11 protein-coding genes and 1 pseudogene are annotated in these 19,749 nt (G+C 63.7%); 6 read left to right on the top strand and 6 right to left on the bottom strand.

The window, feature by feature from the left end; all coding sequences use genetic code 11:
* Nucleotides 1–116: 116 nt before the first annotated feature.
* Complete coding sequence (locus BFD71_RS09735) at nucleotides 117–1,118, bottom strand: SDR family oxidoreductase (protein WP_069263059.1); 1,002 nt, start codon at nucleotides 1,116–1,118, stop codon at nucleotides 117–119.
* A gap of 215 nt (nucleotides 1,119–1,333) precedes the next feature.
* On the opposite strand from BFD71_RS09735, the gene BFD71_RS42085 reads away from it, so the two are divergent.
* The 5 genes and pseudogenes from BFD71_RS42085 to BFD71_RS09710 all read left to right on the top strand — a co-directional run bounded on the left by BFD71_RS42085 (nucleotide 1,334) and on the right by BFD71_RS09710 (nucleotide 10,587).
* Entirely contained in the window at nucleotides 1,334–1,525 is a 192-nt protein-coding gene (locus tag BFD71_RS42085; RefSeq protein WP_083245188.1) for a hypothetical protein, read from the top strand.
* A gap of 235 nt (nucleotides 1,526–1,760) precedes the next feature.
* Nucleotides 1,761–2,273, top strand: coding sequence for a DUF421 domain-containing protein (locus BFD71_RS09725; RefSeq protein WP_069263057.1), 513 nt, complete (start codon nucleotides 1,761–1,763; stop codon nucleotides 2,271–2,273).
* Nucleotides 2,274–2,364: 91 nt separating this feature from the next.
* Entirely contained in the window at nucleotides 2,365–4,761 is a 2,397-nt protein-coding gene (locus BFD71_RS09720; protein WP_083245157.1) for an FdhF/YdeP family oxidoreductase, read from the top strand.
* A gap of 569 nt (nucleotides 4,762–5,330) precedes the next feature.
* A pseudogene (locus tag BFD71_RS09715) lies at nucleotides 5,331–9,484 on the top strand (CheR family methyltransferase).
* Between the two features lie 104 nt (nucleotides 9,485–9,588).
* Nucleotides 9,589–10,587 carry a chemotaxis protein CheB gene (locus BFD71_RS09710; RefSeq protein ID WP_069263056.1) on the top strand — a complete coding sequence of 333 codons (999 nt, stop codon included), beginning with the start codon at nucleotides 9,589–9,591 and terminating at the stop codon, nucleotides 10,585–10,587.
* Between the two features lie 79 nt (nucleotides 10,588–10,666).
* On the opposite strand, the gene BFD71_RS09705 is transcribed toward BFD71_RS09710, so the two are convergent.
* The 4 genes from BFD71_RS09705 to BFD71_RS09690 form a co-directional block, all read right to left on the bottom strand.
* Nucleotides 10,667–11,782, bottom strand: coding sequence for a glycosyltransferase family 4 protein (locus BFD71_RS09705; protein WP_069263055.1), 1,116 nt, complete (start codon nucleotides 11,780–11,782; stop codon nucleotides 10,667–10,669).
* Between the two features lie 669 nt (nucleotides 11,783–12,451).
* Nucleotides 12,452–13,363 (bottom strand): manganese catalase family protein, encoded by a 912-nt coding sequence (locus BFD71_RS09700; protein WP_069263054.1) that lies wholly within the window; start codon nucleotides 13,361–13,363, stop codon nucleotides 12,452–12,454.
* Between the two features lie 82 nt (nucleotides 13,364–13,445).
* The gene (locus tag BFD71_RS09695) at nucleotides 13,446–13,946 is read right to left on the bottom strand and encodes a YciE/YciF ferroxidase family protein (RefSeq protein ID WP_069263495.1); all 501 of its coding nucleotides are present in this window, start codon (nucleotides 13,944–13,946) and stop codon (nucleotides 13,446–13,448) included.
* A 148-nt stretch (nucleotides 13,947–14,094) separates the two neighbouring features.
* Nucleotides 14,095–15,330 carry a DUF2252 family protein gene (locus tag BFD71_RS09690; protein ID WP_069263053.1) on the bottom strand — a complete coding sequence of 412 codons (1,236 nt, stop codon included), beginning with the start codon at nucleotides 15,328–15,330 and terminating at the stop codon, nucleotides 14,095–14,097.
* Between the two features lie 185 nt (nucleotides 15,331–15,515).
* Between BFD71_RS09690 and BFD71_RS09685 the strand changes: the two genes are divergently transcribed.
* On the top strand, nucleotides 15,516–16,808 hold the full coding sequence (locus BFD71_RS09685) for an Nramp family divalent metal transporter (RefSeq protein ID WP_069263492.1): 1,293 nt from the start codon (nucleotides 15,516–15,518) through the stop codon (nucleotides 16,806–16,808).
* Between the two features lie 37 nt (nucleotides 16,809–16,845).
* Here the strand turns inward: BFD71_RS09685 and BFD71_RS09680 are convergent, their stop codons facing one another.
* Nucleotides 16,846–19,188, bottom strand: coding sequence for a hybrid sensor histidine kinase/response regulator (locus BFD71_RS09680; protein ID WP_069263052.1), 2,343 nt, complete (start codon nucleotides 19,186–19,188; stop codon nucleotides 16,846–16,848).
* Nucleotides 19,189–19,749 lie beyond the last annotated feature (561 nt).

Below are 19,749 nucleotides of genomic sequence, written 5' to 3'. Positions count from 1 at the left end.
TCGAAGTCCCAGCAATCCGCACGCCCGCTACGTTGGCGAGCCGCGTTCACGAACAGCCGTCCTGCCACTGAGCGAAGCATAGAGAGTGGCAACACGACGACCATTCGTCGCGATACTCACGGGTTGCCCGCTCCACCCGAGGCGCCGTAGATCTGTCCGGTAATGTACGAGGCCTGCGCCGATGCGAGTTCGACATAGATCGGCGCGATTTCTGCCGGCTGACCCGGCCTGCCCATCGGCACCTGCTCGCCGAACTTCTGCACGTTCTCCATGGTCTGGCCACCACTCACTTGCAGTGCGGTCCAGAAAGGTCCTGGCGCCACACCATTGACCCGGATTCCCCGCTTGATCATTTGCTTCGCGAGCCCCTTGGTGAAGTTCGCTATTGCCGCCTTGCTCATGGCGTAGTCGAGCAAGTTAGCAGACGGGTCGTAGGCGTTAACGGAAGTCGTGTTGATAATTGCGGCGCCTGCCTGCATGTGCGGAATGGCCGCCCTGGTGATCCAGAACATCGCATACAGGTTGGTCTTGAGGGTCCAGTCGAACTGCTCGGTGCTGATGTCGAGGATCGAGTCGTGACTTTGCTGTCGTCCCGCATTGTTCACGAGGACTTCGAGGCCGCCTAGCCCTGACACCGCGCGTTCCACCAGCGATTGACACGCCGCTTCGCTGCGGATGTCGACTGCCAGCGGAACCGCCTTGCGGCCTGCAGACTGAATCAACTGTACAACTTCGCGGGCATCCGGCTCCTCCTGCGGCAGGTAGGCGATCGCGACATCGGCGCCCTCCCGCGCGAACGCGATGGCGGCTGCGCGGCCAATGCCCGAGTCGCCGCCCGTTACGAGCGCCTTGCGGCCGCTTAGACGCCCAGTGCCGCGATAGCTCGTTTCCCCGTGGTCGGGCCGCGGCGTCATGCGTCCCGCGAGTCCGGGCCAGGGTTGCTGCTGGGCAGGAAATGGCGGATGCGGATACGCGGCGCGGGGATCTTCCTGCGGCGTCGGACCACTCGCGGCACCCTGCTCCTGCGCCATCGCGGCGGGCGCTCCTGCGGCAAGGACACCTGCCGAGGCGGCTTGCATCCAGTTGCGACGGGACGCCGATATTTCGCGGGAAGGCATGCTGGACTCCAATAGGGATGGGCAACGGAAAGGCGAACCTGTTTGTTTGTGCCCGCCTTCTGCGCATTCACCGTACCCACGGCCTCGGCCGGTACGCCGTCGCGGTCGGCGCTGCGGGAGGGTCTTCGCGGGCTGGGCATGGCGACTGCGCTCAATCCTGCCTGATCGTCAGGCCTGAAAACGCCAGACGGGCATTCACTTTCAAGGGGCTAGCCATGCAACGTACAAAGCCGGAATCCGGCCAGAATGAAATTCCATTGAATCCGGGTGACGAAGGCCAACCGGGCGCGCCAGGCGTAGGCGAGGACCTGTGCGGAGCCTGCCACGGCACCGGGCTGGTGCAGGGCAAGCGCTGTGCCGTTTGCGGAGGCACGGGAAAGGTCATGCAAGGAATCGGCGGCGGCTGAGCCGCCATCGCTGCGCGCGCCGCTTACGCTCACATCGTGCGAGGCACGGCACAATGACTTTGCCTCGACGTCTGCTTGCTGGCTGTTGCGGTCCTGATCGCGCTGCTGGTTCATTGCATGCCGGGTATCGTTCCCGCGCCACGCACGGTTGATGCGTGGGAACGGGGCGGCGAGGTCCAGGCGCTCGCGTCGCCTCGCCCCCCGGTGCTCGAAGCAAGGACTGGAGGTGCGAAAAATGAACACACTGAACGCGGTTTTCGGGGAAGGCAAGGATCTCGACGCGTGGCAGATGGCTGCCCGCGCCGCAGCAGCGTTCCTGCTTACCCTCGTCCTCATCCGTATTTCGGGCAGGCGGTCCTTCGGGCAGCGCTCGACCTTCGACTATGTCGTTGCCATCCTGCTCGGCGCAACCCTGAGCCGGTTCATTGTCGGCGCGTCGCCTGCCGTCCCCACCGTCGCGGCGTCCCTCGTGCTCGTGCTGATGCACCGGGCGCTTGGGTGGCTGTGTGTGCGCTCACGCTTCGTCGAGCGCGTCATTGGCGGTCAGGCCCGTACGGTGTACCGCGACGGGACCTTCGATGATGCGCAGATGTCCGCGGCGCTCATCACGCGGGCCGATGTGCTCGAAGCCGTCCGCGTCGGACTTCACGGTTCCTCGCTCGATAGGGTCGAGGCTGCGCTGCTGGAAAGGAATGGCGAAATCAGCCTGATCGTGAAGCCCAGCGCCGACGAACGCAACAGCCGCTGACAAGGCACTGCAAATTTCGCCCAAGACGGCCGAGCGCGTGGAATGGGGCTTGCGCACCGGAAGCGCGTTCACGTCCCGCGCGAGGCATGCCATGGCAAAAGGTCAGAGATCGAAGGAAACTCCCCAGGCGCGGGAGAGCCGCCGGACTTCGGAGTATCCCTACGCCTCCGGTGGCTGGGGATCGCTGAAGGCCGTCACCCGTATCCTCGTGAAGGAGAAGGTTGCGCTCAAGGACATGAGTCTGCTTCCCCTTCAAAACAAGCCGGAAGGCTTCATGTGCGTGAGCTGCTCGTGGGCCAAACCAGCCAGGCCACACGCCTTCGAGTTTTGCGAAAGCGGAGCAAAAGCCACGGCGTGGGACACGACGCCGAAACGGGCCGACCGTGAATTCTTTGCTGCACACAGCGTGACCGAACTCATGCAATGGCACGACCATGACCTCGAAGAGGCGGGCCGCCTGACCGAACCGATGCGCTACGACGCGGCAACCGATCATCTGGTGCCGGTCTCGTGGGAAGAAGCATTTGAGTCGATCGGCGCCGAACTTCGCGGGCTTGATCCGAAGGGCGTTGTCTTCTACACCTCGGGCCGCGCGTCACTCGAGGCGTCGTACATGCTCCAGCTTTTTGCGCGAATGTACGGGACCAACAACCTGCCCGACAGTTCGAACATGTGCCACGAAAGCACGAGTGTCGGCCTGAAGGAGGCCATCGGCGTGGGCGTAGGAACGATCGGCCTCGATGATTTCGACACGACCGACCTGATGTTTTTCTTCGGGCAGAACGTAGGCACGAATAGCCCCCGCATGCTCCACCAGTTGCAGGATGCGCGTCGGCGCGGCGTGCCGATCATCACCTTCAACCCGCTGCGCGAACCGGGCCTCGTCGCCTTTGCCAATCCGCAGTCGCCTCACGACATGCTGCTGCCTGCGAACACGCAGATCAGTACCCAGTACCATCAGTTGCGTGTGGGCGGCGACACGGCGGCCATAACAGGAATCTGCAAGGCCGTTATCGAAGCGCATGACAAGGCAGTTTCACTGGGGCAGCCGCCGGTACTCGATGTCGTCTTCATCGAAGCACACACCAAGGGTTTTGACGAATTCGCGCACTTCGTCCGCGAGACCGGCTGGGACGCCATCGAGCGAGAAAGCGGCTTGCAGCGTGTTGCGCTGGAAGCCGCCGCGCGCGAGTATAGCGTCGCCAACGCGGTCATCGTCCATTACGGCATGGGCCTCACGCAGCACCGTCTGGGCGTCCAGAACGTTCGCATGATCTGCAATCTCCTGTTCCTGCGTGGCAACATCGGCAGGCCGGGCGCAGGTCCATCGCCAGTGCGCGGACACTCCAACGTGCAGGGACAACGCACGGTCGGCATCACGGAGAAGCCCGAACTCGCCCCGCTGGACGAGCTCGCGAAGCAGTTCAACTTCGAGCCGCCGCGCGATAAAGGGTTCAACACGGTCGAAGCCTTCGAAGCGATGCTGGAGGGCACGGTGAAGGCCGTCGTCAATTTCGGCGGCAACCTTGTGCGTTCGGTGCCTGACAGGAACCGCACACAACCTGCATGGGCGAACCTGCAACTGGCTGTGAACGTGGCGACGAAACTCAACCGCAGCCATCTGGTGCACGCGAAGACCACCTATGTGCTGCCTTGCCTGAGCCGTATCGAAATCGATCGAACCGGTGGACATGAACAGTTCGTCTCGATGGAGGACAGCACGGCGCGTTTCCATGGCTCGCGGGGCGTGGCCGAACCTGCCGCGCCGACCGTACGGTCCGAACCCTTCATCATCGCGGGGCTTGCTCGCGCCACGTTGCGCGAGCGTTCGACCGTCGACTGGGAGGACTGGTGCACGGACTACGCGCGGGTGCGTACGGAAATGGGCAAGACATGGCCCGCGATGTTCGCCGGCTTCGAGTCGAGCATGTGGACACCTGGCGGGGTTGTACGGCCGCTGCCCGCGCGCGAACGCACGTGGAAAACCAAAAGCGGCAAGGCAGAATTCATGGTTCCCGAAGCGCTTTCAGAAGATCCCGACATGAATGAGCGCGAGCCCGACGCGCTGCGGCTGATGTCCCTGCGCGCGGATGGCCAGTTCAACACGACGCTTTATAGCCTTGACGACCGCTTCCGTGGCGTGAAGGGCTCGCGCATGGTTGTACTGATGAACCGCGATGACATGGAGGCACGCGACATAGAAGAGGGCGACCGCGTAACACTGCGCACCATCGCGGACGATGGCGTTGTGCGTGAGGTTGCGGGCCTTGCGGCGAAGCCCTACGATATCCCCCGCGGATGCGCCGCAGGTTACTATCCCGAATGCAATCCCCTGCTCCCGTTGTGGCACTACGCAAAGGAAAGCAAGGTCCCCGGTGCGAAATCGATACCGGTGCGCGTGGTCGCGATTGAACCAAAGCGTGCGCGCGGAAGTGGGTCCGACAGTGCGGGCAGCGACAAGTTGCCTGGAGCAACCGCTTCGCACTAAGTGCCACGACAGCGGGCGAGTGGCTTCGACGGTGAAACTCGTAGCGCCGGCAATGCGCAGCGGCGGCGGCCTGCTGGATGTCGACAAGACAGGGTGGCCCCCCTTGGAGAACACCTGCCGTCGAGCGCCTGCTTCATCGCAACCCTGACGGCTGTCGGCCGTTCCGCGCGTTTCGTCTCGTCCGTGCGTGCGTCGTCGAACCCGCTCCTCCGAAGCCGGATCGCTTCGCGCCCGCCGTCCGGACATACAAACAACGCTTTTATCTGGTGATATCCCCTGCGTTCAACCGTGCCAGGTCGCCGAAAAACGCCCTCCCTGTCATGTGGCCGCCTTGTCAGACAAGCGGGCAATGATGGTGAGCCGCGAAGAGCGGCTTCCATGCAACCGGCCCTCCCCGGCGCGCCACGGCGGGATCAGTGTCGAGCGCCGTTGACCGTCGGTCTCATCGGCAGTAATGTGCGATTCCGTCAGCGCATACGGGGCGCCCTCGCCGTCGGTACGCTCCGCAATGAAGCCGGACTGATGGACCCCGCGTGCCGGGCCGGCGGTGACAACGAAAGGACTTCAGCATGACAACTAGTGCTCCAGGCGAAGACAGCCATGCCAGCGGCGCGCGCCGCGTGACGACTGGCTCGCCATTCGCGGTCGTCGGCATTGGGGCGTCTGCCGGCGGCGTCCCCGCGCTGGTCGACTTCTTCAGTAACGTGCCCGCCTCAATGGAGATGGCGTTCGTCGTCATTCTGCACCTCTCGCCGGAGCACGAAAGTCATGCCGACGCGATCCTTCAACGGGCGACCTCCATGCCCGTGAAACAGGTCACCGCGTTGACGCGCCTGGAGAAGGATCACGTCTACGTGATCGCGCCAGGCAAGCAGCTGCACCTGTCGGACGGCTGCCTGAAGGTGACCGATCGCTACGAACATGACCGCAGGATTCTCACGATTGACGAGTTCTTCCGCACCCTGGCCGACGCCCAGGGTATGCGCGCCATGGGAATCGTGCTCTCGGGCACCGGTTCGGACGGCGCAGCGGGGCTTAGTCGCATCAGGGAAAGCGGCGGCGTGACGATGGCTCAAGACCCGAGTGACGCCGAATATCCGGAAATGCCTCAGCATGCCATCACGACCGGTCATGTCGACATCATCCTGCCCGCGGCTGCAATACCCGGCAAACTCCGCGAATTAAGGAACAACGCCCAGCGGATCCACGTGCCCGAACTGGACGGGATGACGCCCGGGAAGGACGCACCGGATATTCCGCGAACCGGTGACGAACGCGCGCTCCAGGATATCCTCATGCACCTGCGAGTACGTACCGGCCACGATTTCCGGCATTACAAGCGCGCAACGGTGCTGCGCCGCGTCGAGCGGCGACTGCAGGTGAACGGGCTGACAGATCTCGAGAGTTATCGCAATTTCCTGCGTAGCACGCCGGACGAAACCAGTGCGCTGCTGGCCGATATGCTGATCGGCGTGACGCAGTTCTTTCGGGACCGGGAGGCCTTCGATGTTTTGCGGCACGCAGTGATCCCCGGTTTGTTCCGTACTGCCGCCAGCGATGGGCAGATCCGGGCCTGGGTTGCCGGCTGCTCGACCGGCGAGGAGGCGTATTCCGTCGCGTTGCTGATGGCGCAGGCGCGCGAGGCGGCCGGATCGGCTTCGGCGATGCAGGTATTCGCGACGGATATCGACGACGCGGCCATTGCGCGGGCGCGTTCAGGATCCTATCCCGAGTCGATTGCTGTCGACGTGCCCGCCGACCTGCTGCGACGCTACTTTACGCATGAAGGGGGGCGGTATGCCATTGTCAAGCCGGTACGTGAGCGCATTCTCTTTGCCGCGCACAGCCTGCTCAAGGATCCGCCGTTTTCCCATCTCGACCTGATTACGTGCCGCAACGTGCTGATTTACCTGGAGCGCTCGGTACAGAGACAGATCCTCGAACTGTTCCACTTTGCACTGCGCCCCGACGGCTATCTGTTCCTTGGGTCCGCAGAATCGGCCGATGCTGCCGATGATCTTTTCGCCGTCGTCGACAAGAAACATCGCGTTTATCGAGCGCGCAAGATCGTCAATCGGGCAAGGCAAGCTACGGCCTTTCCCTCGCTCGCGCAGGCGAGCGGGGTCCCCGAGGAGGTGCAGGCGGTCGCGGGAAGCGCAGTCCCGCCGCCTCCGGTCGAGCGCCGGAGCTTCTCCTTCTCCGCCCTGCACCAGCGGGTCCTGGAAGAATACGCGCCGCCGAGCGTCATCGTGGACCGTGATTCGGCGATCGTGCATCTATCCGACAACGCGGGCAGGTTCCTGCACCACGCCGGGGGCGAGCCGTCGACGAATATCATGACCGTCGTCGTGCCGGAACTGCGTCTCGATCTGCGTACGACATTGTTCCGTGCCCTGCAGACCGGAGCGAGCGTCGAGGCGAGGCGCGTGAAGATGGTCCGCGACGGCCGCCCGTCGTGGATCAACATGACTGTTCGCCCGTTCCATGATCAGGGCGTGAACGCCGACTTCTTCCTGGTGCTTTTCGACGAGGTGCAGGAACGCATGTCGGACGAAGGCGAAGCCGAGCAAAAGGGGCAGGACCCGGTTCTCATGCAGCTCGAACAGGAGCTGCAGCACAGCCGCGAGCAGCTGTCCACTACCATCGAGCAGTACGAAACTTCCGTCGAGGAACTCAAGGCTTCGAACGAAGAACTCCAGGCAATCAACGAGGAGCTCCGCTCGGCGACTGAGGAGCTCGAAAGCAGCAAGGAAGAGCTGCAGTCCGTCAACGAGGAACTCACCACGTTGAACTCGGAGCTGCACGCGCGTGTCGAGGAAACCGCCAAGGCTAACGATGACCTGCAGAACATCATCGTCTCGACCGAGATTGCGACCGTGTTTGTCGACAGGAAGATCCAGGTCAAACGCTTCACCCCGAGCGCCACACACATCTTCAAGCTGATCGAGTCCGACATCGGACGCTCGCTGTTCGACATCACGCACTCCCTGAATCACCCCACGCTAGCCGCGGACGTCAAGGAAGCCTTCGAGACGCTAAAGCTGATCGAGCGCGAACTGCAAAGCCAGGATGGGCGTTGGTATCTGATGCGTCTGCTTCCCTACCGAACGGCCGACGACCGTATCGACGGCGCCGTGCTCACGCTTATCGATATCACCGCGCGCCACGAGGCAGAAGAGCAGGCACGCATCGGCGAGCAGCGGCTGCGGCTCGTGGCGCAGTCAACCAACGACTATGCCATCATCGTTCACGATCGCGCCGGCAGCATTGTCAGCTGGAATACGGGCGCGGAACGGATCTTCGGCTACACCGAACGCGAGGTCATGGGCCAGGATATCGCGCTCATCTACGAGCCGGACGACCGCGACGCGCACGTTGCGGCGAGCCAACGGGAAGCCGCCGGCATTGAGGGCCGCGCTGACGATGAGCGCTGGCACGTCACCAGGGACCAGCGGCGCGTATGGTGCAGCGGCGTCGTCACGCCGATCGCCGATGCCTCCTTCACCGGCTTCGCCACGATCCTGCGCGATCTCACGCAGCGCAAGCAGCGCGAGGATGCAAAAGAGATCGCGTTGCTGCACGAACAGGAGGCAAGGCAAAGGCAAAGCGAATCGAACCAGCTCAAGGACGATTTCATTGCGGTCCTTTCGCACGAGCTGAAGCACCCGTTGAATCTGATAGGCATGAAGGCAGAAATATTGACGCGGCAGCCCGAGACCCGCGAGATCACGTTTGTGCGGGAAACCGCCGACGCGATTCGCCGTGCGGTTCGGGGCCAGGCGCAGATCATCGACGACCTGCAGGACCTGTCGCGGGTGCGCACCGGCAAACTGGCGCTGGAGCTGGAGCCGCTCGACATTGCCTCGATGCTGCAGGGCATCGCGGGCGCCTGCACACAGGATACAAGGGCGAAAGGCATCGACCTGTCGGTAACCGTCCCCCCACCGCCGGTTATGGTCCATGCGGATCGCACCCGCTGCGAACAGATCCTGTGGAACCTCGTTTCCAATGCGATCAAGTTCACCGGTGACGGCGGCAGGATCGAGCTGCGCCTCGCTCCTGAAGCGTCGATGGTGCGGATCGATGTGATCGACAGCGGCCAGGGCATCGCCCAGGAGGAACTCCCGCACATCTTCGACATGTACACCGCCAGGGAATCCGCGGCCGCTCAAAGACAGGCCTCGGAATCGGGCTTGCACTGGTCAGGCAGCTGGTTGAAATGCATGGCGGGCGCGCGGTTGCCCATTCCGACGGTCCGGGCCTCGGATGCGCGATGACGGTGTGGCTGCCGGCCGTCGAAGCGGCAGGCGAGACCGGCGCTGCAGCGCTACCGGCCGGTTCGCTCTCAGGTGTACGAGCCATGATCGTACTTGATGATCCGGATACCGCAGCCTCGTTGGGAAAACTTCTCGAACTGGAGGGCGCATCGACCGTGATGCTGGCTGGCGCAGACACGGTCCTGGCGGCACTGGAAGCAGAAGTCGTTGATGTCCTGATTTGTGACGTCGGCAGCTCTGGCATCGACGCCGCCACGATCACCGCCCATCTGAGGTCAGATCCGCGGCTTGCGAATCTTCGATCTGTCGCGGTGACCGCGAACGACACCGAGGCGAACCGGCGCGCCGCACGCGAAACTGGCTTCGACGCGCATGTGAGCAAACCGGTCGACTTCCAGACACTGGTTCGGGTGCTCCGCGACCTCCTGCCAGCGCTGCGCCGGTAAAAAAAGGGCGGCGTGCCTGAGCGCGACGCGGCCGCTGCATGCAGCGGTGTGCCGTTCCTGCCGGTCGCTGCACAGCGGGACCGCCAAATGCGCTCGCTAGAGGCATGGAACAACGTGACATTGTCGTCATTGGCGGCTCACGCGGTGCGTTCGGCGTTTTGCGCATGATCGCCGCCGGTCTGCCCGCCGATCTCCCGGCCGCCATCTGCATCGTGCTGCACGTTGGCAGGCACGATAGCGTGCTGCCTCAGTTGATGTCGAATTGGGGCCCCCTGCCTGCCAGCCATCCCGCCGACGGCGAAGCGCTCGAGAATGGCAGGATTTACATCGCGCCGCCTGACCGGCACATGCGGGTGTCGCAGGGGCGACTCAGACTGGATAGCGGAGCCGCCGAGAACTTCGCGCGACCCGCGGCGGATCCGCTATTCAGGTCGGCCGCGCTGGATTACGGAGCCCGCGTGGTCGCCGCCGTCCTTACCGGCGACCTCGATGACGGCGCGGCAGGCCTTGCCACCGTCCGGGCGCATGGCGGCTACTGCATCGTGCAGGATCCTGACGATTGCGAGGCGCATTCGATGCCCCGTTCGGCGCTTGCGGCCGCAGGCGCGGACGCTATCGCCGACGCGGCGCATCTGGCAGCGCGCATCGTCGCCGCAGTGCGCGGCGCTCCAGTGAAGGAGCCGCTCCCGATGTTCACGAACGACCTTTCTCTTGAGGCACGTCTGGACCAGCTTGACGTGCTGCAGCCCGAGGACCTCGACCGGATCGGCGAGCGCTCGCCGCTCGCCTGCCCGGAATGCGGCGGCATGCTATGGCGCGTGCTTGACGATCGGGTGCTACGTTACCGCTGCCACACCGGCCATGCATACAATGCACTCTCCCTCGAAGATGGCCATGAAAAGGCTGAAGAAAACGCGATCTGGACGGCCATACGGACGATCAACGAACGCATTGTCTTTGCAAGAGAGCGGCAGAAGTGGGCCGAGCGGGTCGGTGACAAACAGCAGATAGAGATCGAACAGGCGCGCATCAACGAAGGGATGACGCTCCTTGACGCGCTCCGGCATGCGTTTCCCGCAACCCGCACTGACCGGCGGCCTTGAAGCCGATACGACTACCGAGGCATACCCGCGTAGTGGATAGACAACCTGCCGCTCTCCCATGCGTGCGGCCAATCAGCGGTTATGACGCGAGCCTCGTTCGGCTCGCCTCACTCGCTTGCGATAGGCAGCTCCCGACCCATGCTGGCGCTGTATGCATCGCGCCGCGTCGCGCGATCAGCGTGTCGTATGCGGCGAGATAGTCATCGCACATGCGTTCGGCCGTAAAGCGTCGCTCGAATTCGGCGCGGCAGCTGTCGCGGGAAAGCGAAGGCAAGCGTGCTACCGCATCGACGGCCGCTTCCAATCCATCGACGATGAACCCGCTGACCCCATTGCGGAGGACCTCGGGCACAGCGCCGCGCCGGTTGGCAATCACTGGCGTTCCGCTCGCGAGTGCCTCGATCATGACAAGTCCAAACGGCTCGTCCCAGGTGATCGGCATCAACAACGCTTCAGCGCGGCTCAACAGCATCGTACGCAACTCGCCGCCCACTTCCCCGAGATACTCCACGCAACTGGCATGTCGCCTGAGCAGTGGACACATACGATCCTCGAACCAGGCGCGCTCTCCCGAATGGACTGCTGCCGCCATCTTCAACGGCTTGCCGGATCGTCGGGCGATTTCGATGGCCGCGTCGGGCCCCTTGCCCGGCATCATGCGGCCCATCCACAGCAGATAGCCGTCGTGAACCGCGCTGGGCCTGAACAGATCGAACGGCAAGCCGTGCGCGATCGTCGAGAGCCAGTTCGCGTGCGGAGCGCCCTCACGCTGCGCTTGCGACAGTGCGACGAGCACCGCGTCCCGCGATAGATCCAGCAGCACGCCCAGATCCTGCGGGCGGATTACGCCGTGCAGCGTCGTGAGCGAAGCGACGTTCAGTCGGCACGCCAGCGGCAGATGCAGCGGTTCGGTGTGAAAATGCATGACGTCGAACTCGTGCGCTCGCGCGGCCACCCGCTCCAGCTGCGCAACATGGTGAACCAGTGTGTCGGTAACGTCCCGGTCGTGCCATAGGGCCCGCGCGCAGCAGGGGATGAGGGTGGCGTGAGTCTGCGAATCGCCACTCGCGAACAGCGTCACCTCGTGGCCGCGCTCGACGAGGGCTTCGGTCAGGTAATGCACGATTCGCTCAGTGGCACCGTAACGCTGCGGCGGTACGCATTCATACAGCGGGGCGATCTGGGCAATACGCATGTCATTCCTTCGCAAGCGCAACCGGCGCCGGGAAATGTCGGCGCACTAGTCGGGGCCTGGTACGCGGCGCGCGACTCGATGGATGAGGGGCGAACGGTTCCGACGCCGCTGTGAGCGTCGGAACGCGCACCCACTCGGTCGTGCCGGGCACGACGACTTCACTGCGTCGAGGTCGCCTTCGGATGGGTCGTCTTCCGGTGGTGCATCGTCCCGCTCGACGGGCCAGAATTGCCCATGGTGTTGCCACCCTGGGCATTCGATTCCGTGGCCGTAGAGCCGCCGGAGTTGGGCGCGCTCATGCCTGTGCCGCCACCACCGCCAGAGCCTCCTCCGGTGCCACCTCCGGTGCCGCCTCCACTGCCGCCACCGCTACCACCACCTCCACCGCCTCCGGCGGCGAATGCGCCACCGGAAAGCGCAAGACAAGCCAGCGCTGCTATCAATTTAGACTTCGTCGTCATGTTTGCCTCCATTCCAATCGATTCGAAACTCAAGGGGTCGTCTCGCGACATCGACGCCGCCAGAGTCAAAGCCAGCGAGTGCGCCATGCAAAGCGCGGCAGTCGGCGTCCGCGGCGGCAGCAGTCACAATCCGCAAGGCACATGCCGGGTGACGGGGCTGGCGCATACGCACCACGCAGCCAGTCGACAATATGCTTCTGCGCTGTGGTCATTTTGAGTCTCCCTCAGGCGGCACCTGAACAGGGCTCTCGGGCCGGATGGCTGCCTCGCCGAGCTCGGCTCCCGTCTGCGGGTCCACGGCGGTCTCCGAACTCAGTCGCTCGCGCATGGCTTTCAGCGCGGCCTGCTGGCTCTCGTCCAGGTTGACCCACGCGTTGCCGTCGCCGCCATCAACCGCCGGTTCACCCTGGCGCATCTCCAGGCCGTTGCCGCTGTTCCATGGCGCGGCGATCGTTTCGCCTCCGTGCGACATCTTGTAGTAGACGTTGGCGAATTCGGCGACGGGCGGACGCTTTCCCGGCGGGAAGTTGCCCTGTATCGCATACAGGGCCTTCTCGAATGACTTCTGGTGCGAGACCTCGCGCGTCATCAGGAAGCCCAGGGCGTCACGGATACCAGGATCGTCCGTGACGTTGATCAGCCGTTCATACACGATCTTTGCCCGTGCTTCCGCCGCGATATTCGAGCGCAGGTCTGCCGTCGGTTCACCGATGGTGTCGATGTAACCTGCGTTCCAGGGCACGCCTGCGGAGTTGACCAGCGGCGGCCCGCCACCGAACAGGACCTGCGTGACGTGGCTGTCGTTGCCAGCGCCGTTGAGCTTGCGGTAAAGCTCAGCCTGCTCATCTACGGCTTCGGCAAGCTCGCCCTTCGCACCCTTGTTGAGCATGGCGACGATCGACCCGATGATTTCCAGATGGCTGAGTTCCTCCGTGGCAATATCGAAGAGCATGTCCTTGCGGCCGGGATCTTCCTCGGCAACCGCCTGGGTGAAATAGCGCATCGCAGCGGCCAGTTCCCCCTGCGGCCCGCCGAACTGCTCGAGCAGCAGGTTGGCGAGACCAGGATTGGTCACGTCGACGCGGACGGTGTACTGCAGTTTCCTGTTGTGCATGAACATCAGGATCTCCCGGTATGACCGAAAAAATTACGCATTGCTAATCAGTCGTTGCCGCACGAAGCAGGCGCCGCTGCCGGGTCGCTCACCCCTTACCCGCCGCCTTCGCGTTGCCCGCCGACTCGGCAAACTTCGAGAGCTTCAGATCGGTAGCCTTTTCTTCCTCAAGCGTTTCCTTGAGCAGCTTCACCGCCTCGTCGTGACCGAGAAGCTTGCCCAGCGCACAGAGGCTGCCGTATGCCGCTATCTCATAGTGCTCCACCTTCTGTGCCGCCGCGATGAGGCCCGCATCGAGGACCGGGCCCTTTTCGATTTCCTCGATCAGTTCGTCTGCTTCCTCAATCAGGCCTTCCATCGCGACGCATTTCATGCGCTTCAGTCGCAATCCGGTGGATTCAACCGCCTTGTCGATGCGCTCGACCTGGCCGTGCGTTTCTTCCAGATGCGTCTTGAACGCTCCTGAAAGCTCAGGATCGCTGACCGTACGCGCGAGCTTTCCGAGGGCGCGGGTCAGCTGCTTTTCTGCGCTGTAGATGTCCGACAGCATATGGACGAACAGGTCGTCTACCGTCTTTCTCTGGCTCATGATCACCTCCGTGGTTTGGGTGATGCGCTTCACGCAACGGCCATTCCTGAGGGAGGGGTTCTGGACGGAAACGGCGCGCTCGCCGCTTCTCTGCGCGGCTCGTCAATCGACGCCAAACGGGGGCGGCACGGCCAGCTGTCTCGCGGCATCACCGCTTGCCGGCGCCCCGACGAAGCGCGTAGCGCCGGCAATGCTCGAGATACTCCGCTTCGTGGGCGACAGCCAGCTCGACCATGCTGCGCCAAAGCCACGATGGCGCGCCAGGCGATCCGGGCCGCCTCGCCTGCAGTTCATGCAGCCAGCTCCGGCGGGTCGGGGCATCCATCTGTCCCGCGTGCGCCTGCCCGACCACCAGCGCCAGGAAGTGTGCAGCTTTCACTGCGTCGGCTTCCGTGAGCCGGTCTGCGTCGATTTTGAGATCCTGTGGCATGAGCTCGCGGATCACAACCGCGCAGCCATCCAGACGGGCGGCGAGCATGCGGTCTCCAAGCAGCGGCGAGACGTGTCTGGCACCCTCCGCCACCCGCTTTGCGTTGTCGCGCGGCATCGTGGCGCCGGCGTGGCGAGGCGCCGCGGCGGCGGCGGCCTGCTTGATGTCGACAAGACAGGGCGGCCCTCCTGGAGAACACGTGCCGTCGATATCGAGCAGCACGGCATAACGCCGCCGCCCGAGGGAGCTGCATCCCTTTACCCAGAAGGCAGCGTCAAGGACGTCTATTTTCCCGCCGCCCCGCACAGCGCGGCCCAGCGCTTCCCGTACCGCAAGCCCTGACTGCGATTCGAACAGCGTGCGCACCGCCTGCGATTCCTCTTCGGACAGGGGCCAAAAACGTTTGCCAAGTGGTATGCGAGGCGCGACGCCGTCAATCGTCTGCCGGTCCAGCTTGCGCCACGAGCGGTGCAGCGCCTGCTTCATCGCAACCCTGACGACTGTCGGCCGTTCCGCGCGTTTCGTCTCGTCCGTGCGTGCGTCGTCGAACGCCTGTTCGTATCCGTCGATAAGCGCTTCAGCCATACGGCTGGTGATCACGCCGGGCAGATCCGCGCTACGGGCGGCAGTGGTCAACGACAGTCCCAGGCGCAGGAGATCGTGCACCGGGTTGCCGATGACGCTTTGATCCAGGTCCCGGATCTGGACTGCCACCCGCCCTGAGGCATCGGCCAGCGGGCCGAGATTGCCGAGGTGGCAGTCGCCGCAAATCCATACGGGAGGCCCGTCAGGCAACGTCCCGGATGCCTGGCTGTCGAGCCACGCATAAAAGCGGTCCGCGCTGCCGCGTACATACGCATGCGCTGATCGCGCCATCTTGCGCATGCGTAGATCCGCCAGGCGGGGCGCCCGCTCCTCCGGAGTCGGGACACCTTTTAGCGATGCTTTTTTCACGACTTCTCCCTCAGCGCAACACCGGCTGCACACGGCCGCTGGCGCGGCCTGAACCCCGGCGCGCAAGGACCGTGCCAGACGCGCCGAAGCGGCAGTCAGGCATTCGGCACGAAAGTTGCGGAATGGGGCTATGCCGCAGGCTGCGGCTTCGAAAGGAGAGCTGCGCCGTGCCGGACGAAAAGGATCTGGAACAGGACCATCTCGAGCCCGAGGCCGCGGTCACCGATCGCACGGAACGCTCCTGGCTGTCGCGCCTCGGCCCCGGCCTCGTGACCGGCGCGGCGGACGACGACCCGAGCGGCATCGGGACGTACTCGCAAGCGGGTGCGCAGTTCGGCTTTACGCTGCTATGGACGCTTCTGCTGTCCTACCCGCTCATGGTCGCCATCCAGATGACGAGCGCGCGCATCGGCCGCGTCACGGGCAAGGGACTCGCCTCGAACATGCGCGCGTTCGGTCCGAAATGGCTCGTCGTCGTGCTGGTGCTGCTGCTGGCCGTGGCCAATACCATCAACATTGCAGCAGATCTCGCCGCGATGGGCGCGGCGATCCATCTTCTTGTTCCTGGCCCCGAGCATCTCTATGTCGTTGCCATTGGCGTGCTCTCGGCCATCCTTCAGATTTCGCTGCCCTACGAGAGCTATGCGCGCCTTCTCAAATGGCTGACCCTGGCATTGTTCGCCTACGTCGCGGTCGCGTTCGTCGTCCCGGTCGACTGGACAAAGGTCGCCGTCTCACTGGTCTGGCCGCGCGCCAATATTTCTGGCGAGTATCTCACCACCGTTGTGGCCGTGCTTGGTACCACCATCAGCCCGTACCTGTTCTTCTGGCAGGCGTCACAGGAAGTCGAAGAAATGCGCTCGAAGCCTGGCGAGCGGCCGCTGCGATGGATTTCATCGTTCCGGGCCTACCGGCACATTGACCGGATCACGGCTGACACCTGGATCGGTATGGCCGTCTCGAACGGAGTGGGATTCTTCATCATGCTGACGGCCGCCGCGACGCTCTACACGCATCACATGAAGATCCAGACATCCGCCGATGCAGCGAGAGCCCTCGAACCGGTTGCAGGCCATCTGGCGGCATACATCTTTGCCGCCGGCATTGTCGGCACAGGCCTGCTCGCGCTGCCTGTTCTGGCCGGCTCCGCGGCGTACGGGGCTGCTGGCGCGTTCCGGTGGCGCAGCAGCCTTTCTCTGCACCTCACTCTTGCGCGTGAGTTCTATGCCGTCATCGCCCTGGCCATCCTCGGCGGCACCGCCATCACGTTCTGCCACCTCGATCCGGTCAAGGCGCTGTACTGGAGTGCCGTCGTCAACGGACTGGCGGCCGTGCCTGTCATGGTCGTGGTCATGCTGATGGGTACCAACCGGCGCGTGATGGGCAAGTTCGCGATATCCGGGCTGCTGAAAGCGGGCGGCTGGATCGCAACGGCATTCATGGCGGCTGCGGCCGTGGGCATGTTCATTCCCGGATAGTGGACAACGTTGCAGTGCCGCGGGAGTGGGTGAAGCGTCAGGAAAGTGCCCCGCGCAGGTCGTCAGCCGTATAGGGCTTGCGCAGTTCGCGCCATGAAAAAGGCAACTGGCCGGTTGGGGGAACGCTCGAGCCCGATCCAAATATCACGCGAATATGGGGCCGTTCGCGCACGGCTTTCAGGGCGAAATCCACGCCTGACATGCCAGGCAACGAGATGTCCGTCAGCAATACGTCGAACTCCTGCTTGCGCAGTGCCTCGTCGGCGCTCTCGGCCGATTTGTGCAACTGAGGGCAATGTCCAAGCATTTCGAGCAGCGCGCCCACGGCATCGGCCGAGCCTGCGTCGTCGTCGACCACCAGTACGCGCAATGAGCCGGGGGCCAACCCTTGTTCGCGCTCGCCTTCCTCGACCACTTCGAGATCGATGCCGGGCGAGCCAAGCAGGCGGCGGATCTTCCGCGCGAGCTGGTCGCGGCTGTACGGCTTGCTGAGGAGTTCAACGCCCTCGTCCAGCCGCCCGCCATGCACGATGGCGTTCTGGGTGTACCCGGAGGTGAACAGCACCTTTAGCTGAGGCAGCGTCTCGCAAGCCTGCCGCGCCATGTCCGGACTCTTCAGCGGACCCGGCATCACGACGTCCGTAAAAAGCAGGTCGATATGCACGCCGCTACGGATGATGGCCAGCGCCTGCTGTGGGTCGTCAGCCTTGAGCACCGTGTAGCCAAGGCCGCCCAGCATGTCGACAACGGTCGATTGCAGCTTCGCATCGTCTTCCACGACGAGCACGGTTTCCCTGCCACCGCGCAGCGGTGTGCTGACGGGCGACGGACGCTCGATCGCACTCCCCGTCGAGCGCGGCAAATACACCTTGACGGTAGTGCCTTGGCCGACTTCGCTATAGAGTCGCAAATGGCCGCCGCTCTGCTTGACGAAGCCGTAGACCATGCTCAGACCCAGGCCTGTTCCGTAGCCTTCCGGCTTTGTCGTGAAAAACGGGTCAATCGCCCGCGCCAGTATGTCGGGGGACATTCCCACTCCCGTGTCCGTCACTGCCAGCAGAACGTATTGTCCCGCTGGAACGTCCTGCAGTCCGGCCACATAACGGTCATCGAGCATTGTGTTGCCGAGTTCGAGCGTCAGCCTCCCGCCGTCGGGCATCGCGTCGCGGGCGTTGATCGCAAGATTCAGAATGACGTTTTCGAGTTGATGGACGTCCGCATAGGTGTTCCACAGACCACCGGCCACGACGGTTTCGACCTGGATGGTTTCGTCGAGCGCGCGGCGCAGCATGTCGTCCATGTTGCGCAGTGCCGTTGCCAGATTGATGACAACCGGCTGTAACGGCTGCCGCCGCCCGAACGCGAGCAATTGCGAAGCGAGCTTGGCCCCGCGCTCTACGGCGTCGATCGCCTTGTCGAGGCGCTCCTGTATCTGGCTGTCGCGACTGAGCCTGCTCTCGATCAGCTCGAGATTCCCGCGCACGACCTGCAGCACGTTGTTGAAGTCATGCGCGACACCGCCAGTGAGCTTGCCAATCGCCTCCATTTTCTGCGACTGGTACAGCGCCATGCGCGTTTCGTCGAGCGCGCGTTCCGTCTCGCGCTGCTCGGTGACATCCCGCGTGATTTTCGCGAAACCGGCCAGCGCACCGTCGTTGTCGCGAATCGCATCGATGACCACATGCGCCCAGAAGCGGCTGCCGTCCTTGCGCACGCGCCAGCCCTCGGATTCGAAGCGACCCTCGCGCGCGGCCGTTTCGAGCCCGCGCTGCGGCAGCCCTGCCGCGGCATCCTCGGGCGTATAAAAACGCGAAAAATGGGAGCCGATGATTTCAGGTGCCGCATAGCCCTTGATTCGCCGTGCACCCTGGTTCCAGTTTGTAACGCGCCCATCGGGCGACAGCATGAATATGGAATAGTCCGTGACGCCGTCTACCAGCATCCGGAATCGCCGCTCGCTTTCGACCACCGCGTCGTGCGCCCGCTTCTTGTCGCTCATGTCGCGCACAATCTTGCCGTAACCAAGCAGTTGCCCGGCAGGATCGTGCAGTGCCGTGAGAATCACACTTGCCCAGAAGAGACTCCCGTCCTTGCGCGAGCGCCAGCCTTCGGCTTCGCTGCGACCGGTTTCCCGTGTCTCGCGCAGTACATCCTCGGGTACACCGTCGCGACGGTCCTCGTCCGTATAGAAGATGGATAGTGGACGCCCCAGAATTTCCTCGGGGGCATATCCGTAGACCGACTCGCCGCCGGGGTTCCAGCTCGCAACGCGTCCGTCGGTCGTCAGCGCAAAAATCGCATAGTCGGAAGTTGAGTCAATCCATCGGGCCGCCCAGTCTGTCGTCTCCCAGACTACGGTCAGCTTTTGCGATTCGGCCATGCTGGTCCCCTCTTTTGCACAATGACGTCCCCGCACTGCCTGAAGCGCGGCGCAGCCCGCCGCGCTTCGCGCTTCGCGACGACAGTCGAAATGGCACCTTCGCCATTTTGCATGCTGTCGGCAAGTCGATCCGTTGCATTTCGTCGACGCGCCGCCCACGCGCCCTGATTTCATCGCCGTGCCGGGACGGAGTTCGCTGCACGGCTACGTAAAGGATGCGGCACCGGAAACCCGGCGAGAGAAAACTGTCATCCAGGCCGACGCTCGGGTTGCGCCGCACGCGCAACCCCGGCCCGTTGGGCGGCATCGCGACACACAGTTTGCACCAGTTTGAAGGCGGGGCGCCTCAACGAAAGTGAGCGCGCATGCCGTGATCCTGGATCAACCGGGTGGCATGTGAACGGGAACTCAAGCACCAGGTCACGTCGTGCAAGCTCTGCGAGACTATGCGAGCGACAGCTCCGTCATGTCAGCCAGACGAGATGCAAACTGGTCTGCAGGTGCCAGTCCCTGAGAGGGACTCTCACGCCAGAACAATTCCCATATGTTGGGATATCTGGC

The organism is Paraburkholderia nodosa (assembly GCF_001718195.1).
GTDB classification, from domain to species: Bacteria; Pseudomonadota; Gammaproteobacteria; order Burkholderiales; family Burkholderiaceae; genus Paraburkholderia; species Paraburkholderia nodosa_A.
The sequence above is the reverse complement of the archived record's forward strand: the minus strand, read 5'-3'. Positions and strand labels throughout refer to the sequence as shown.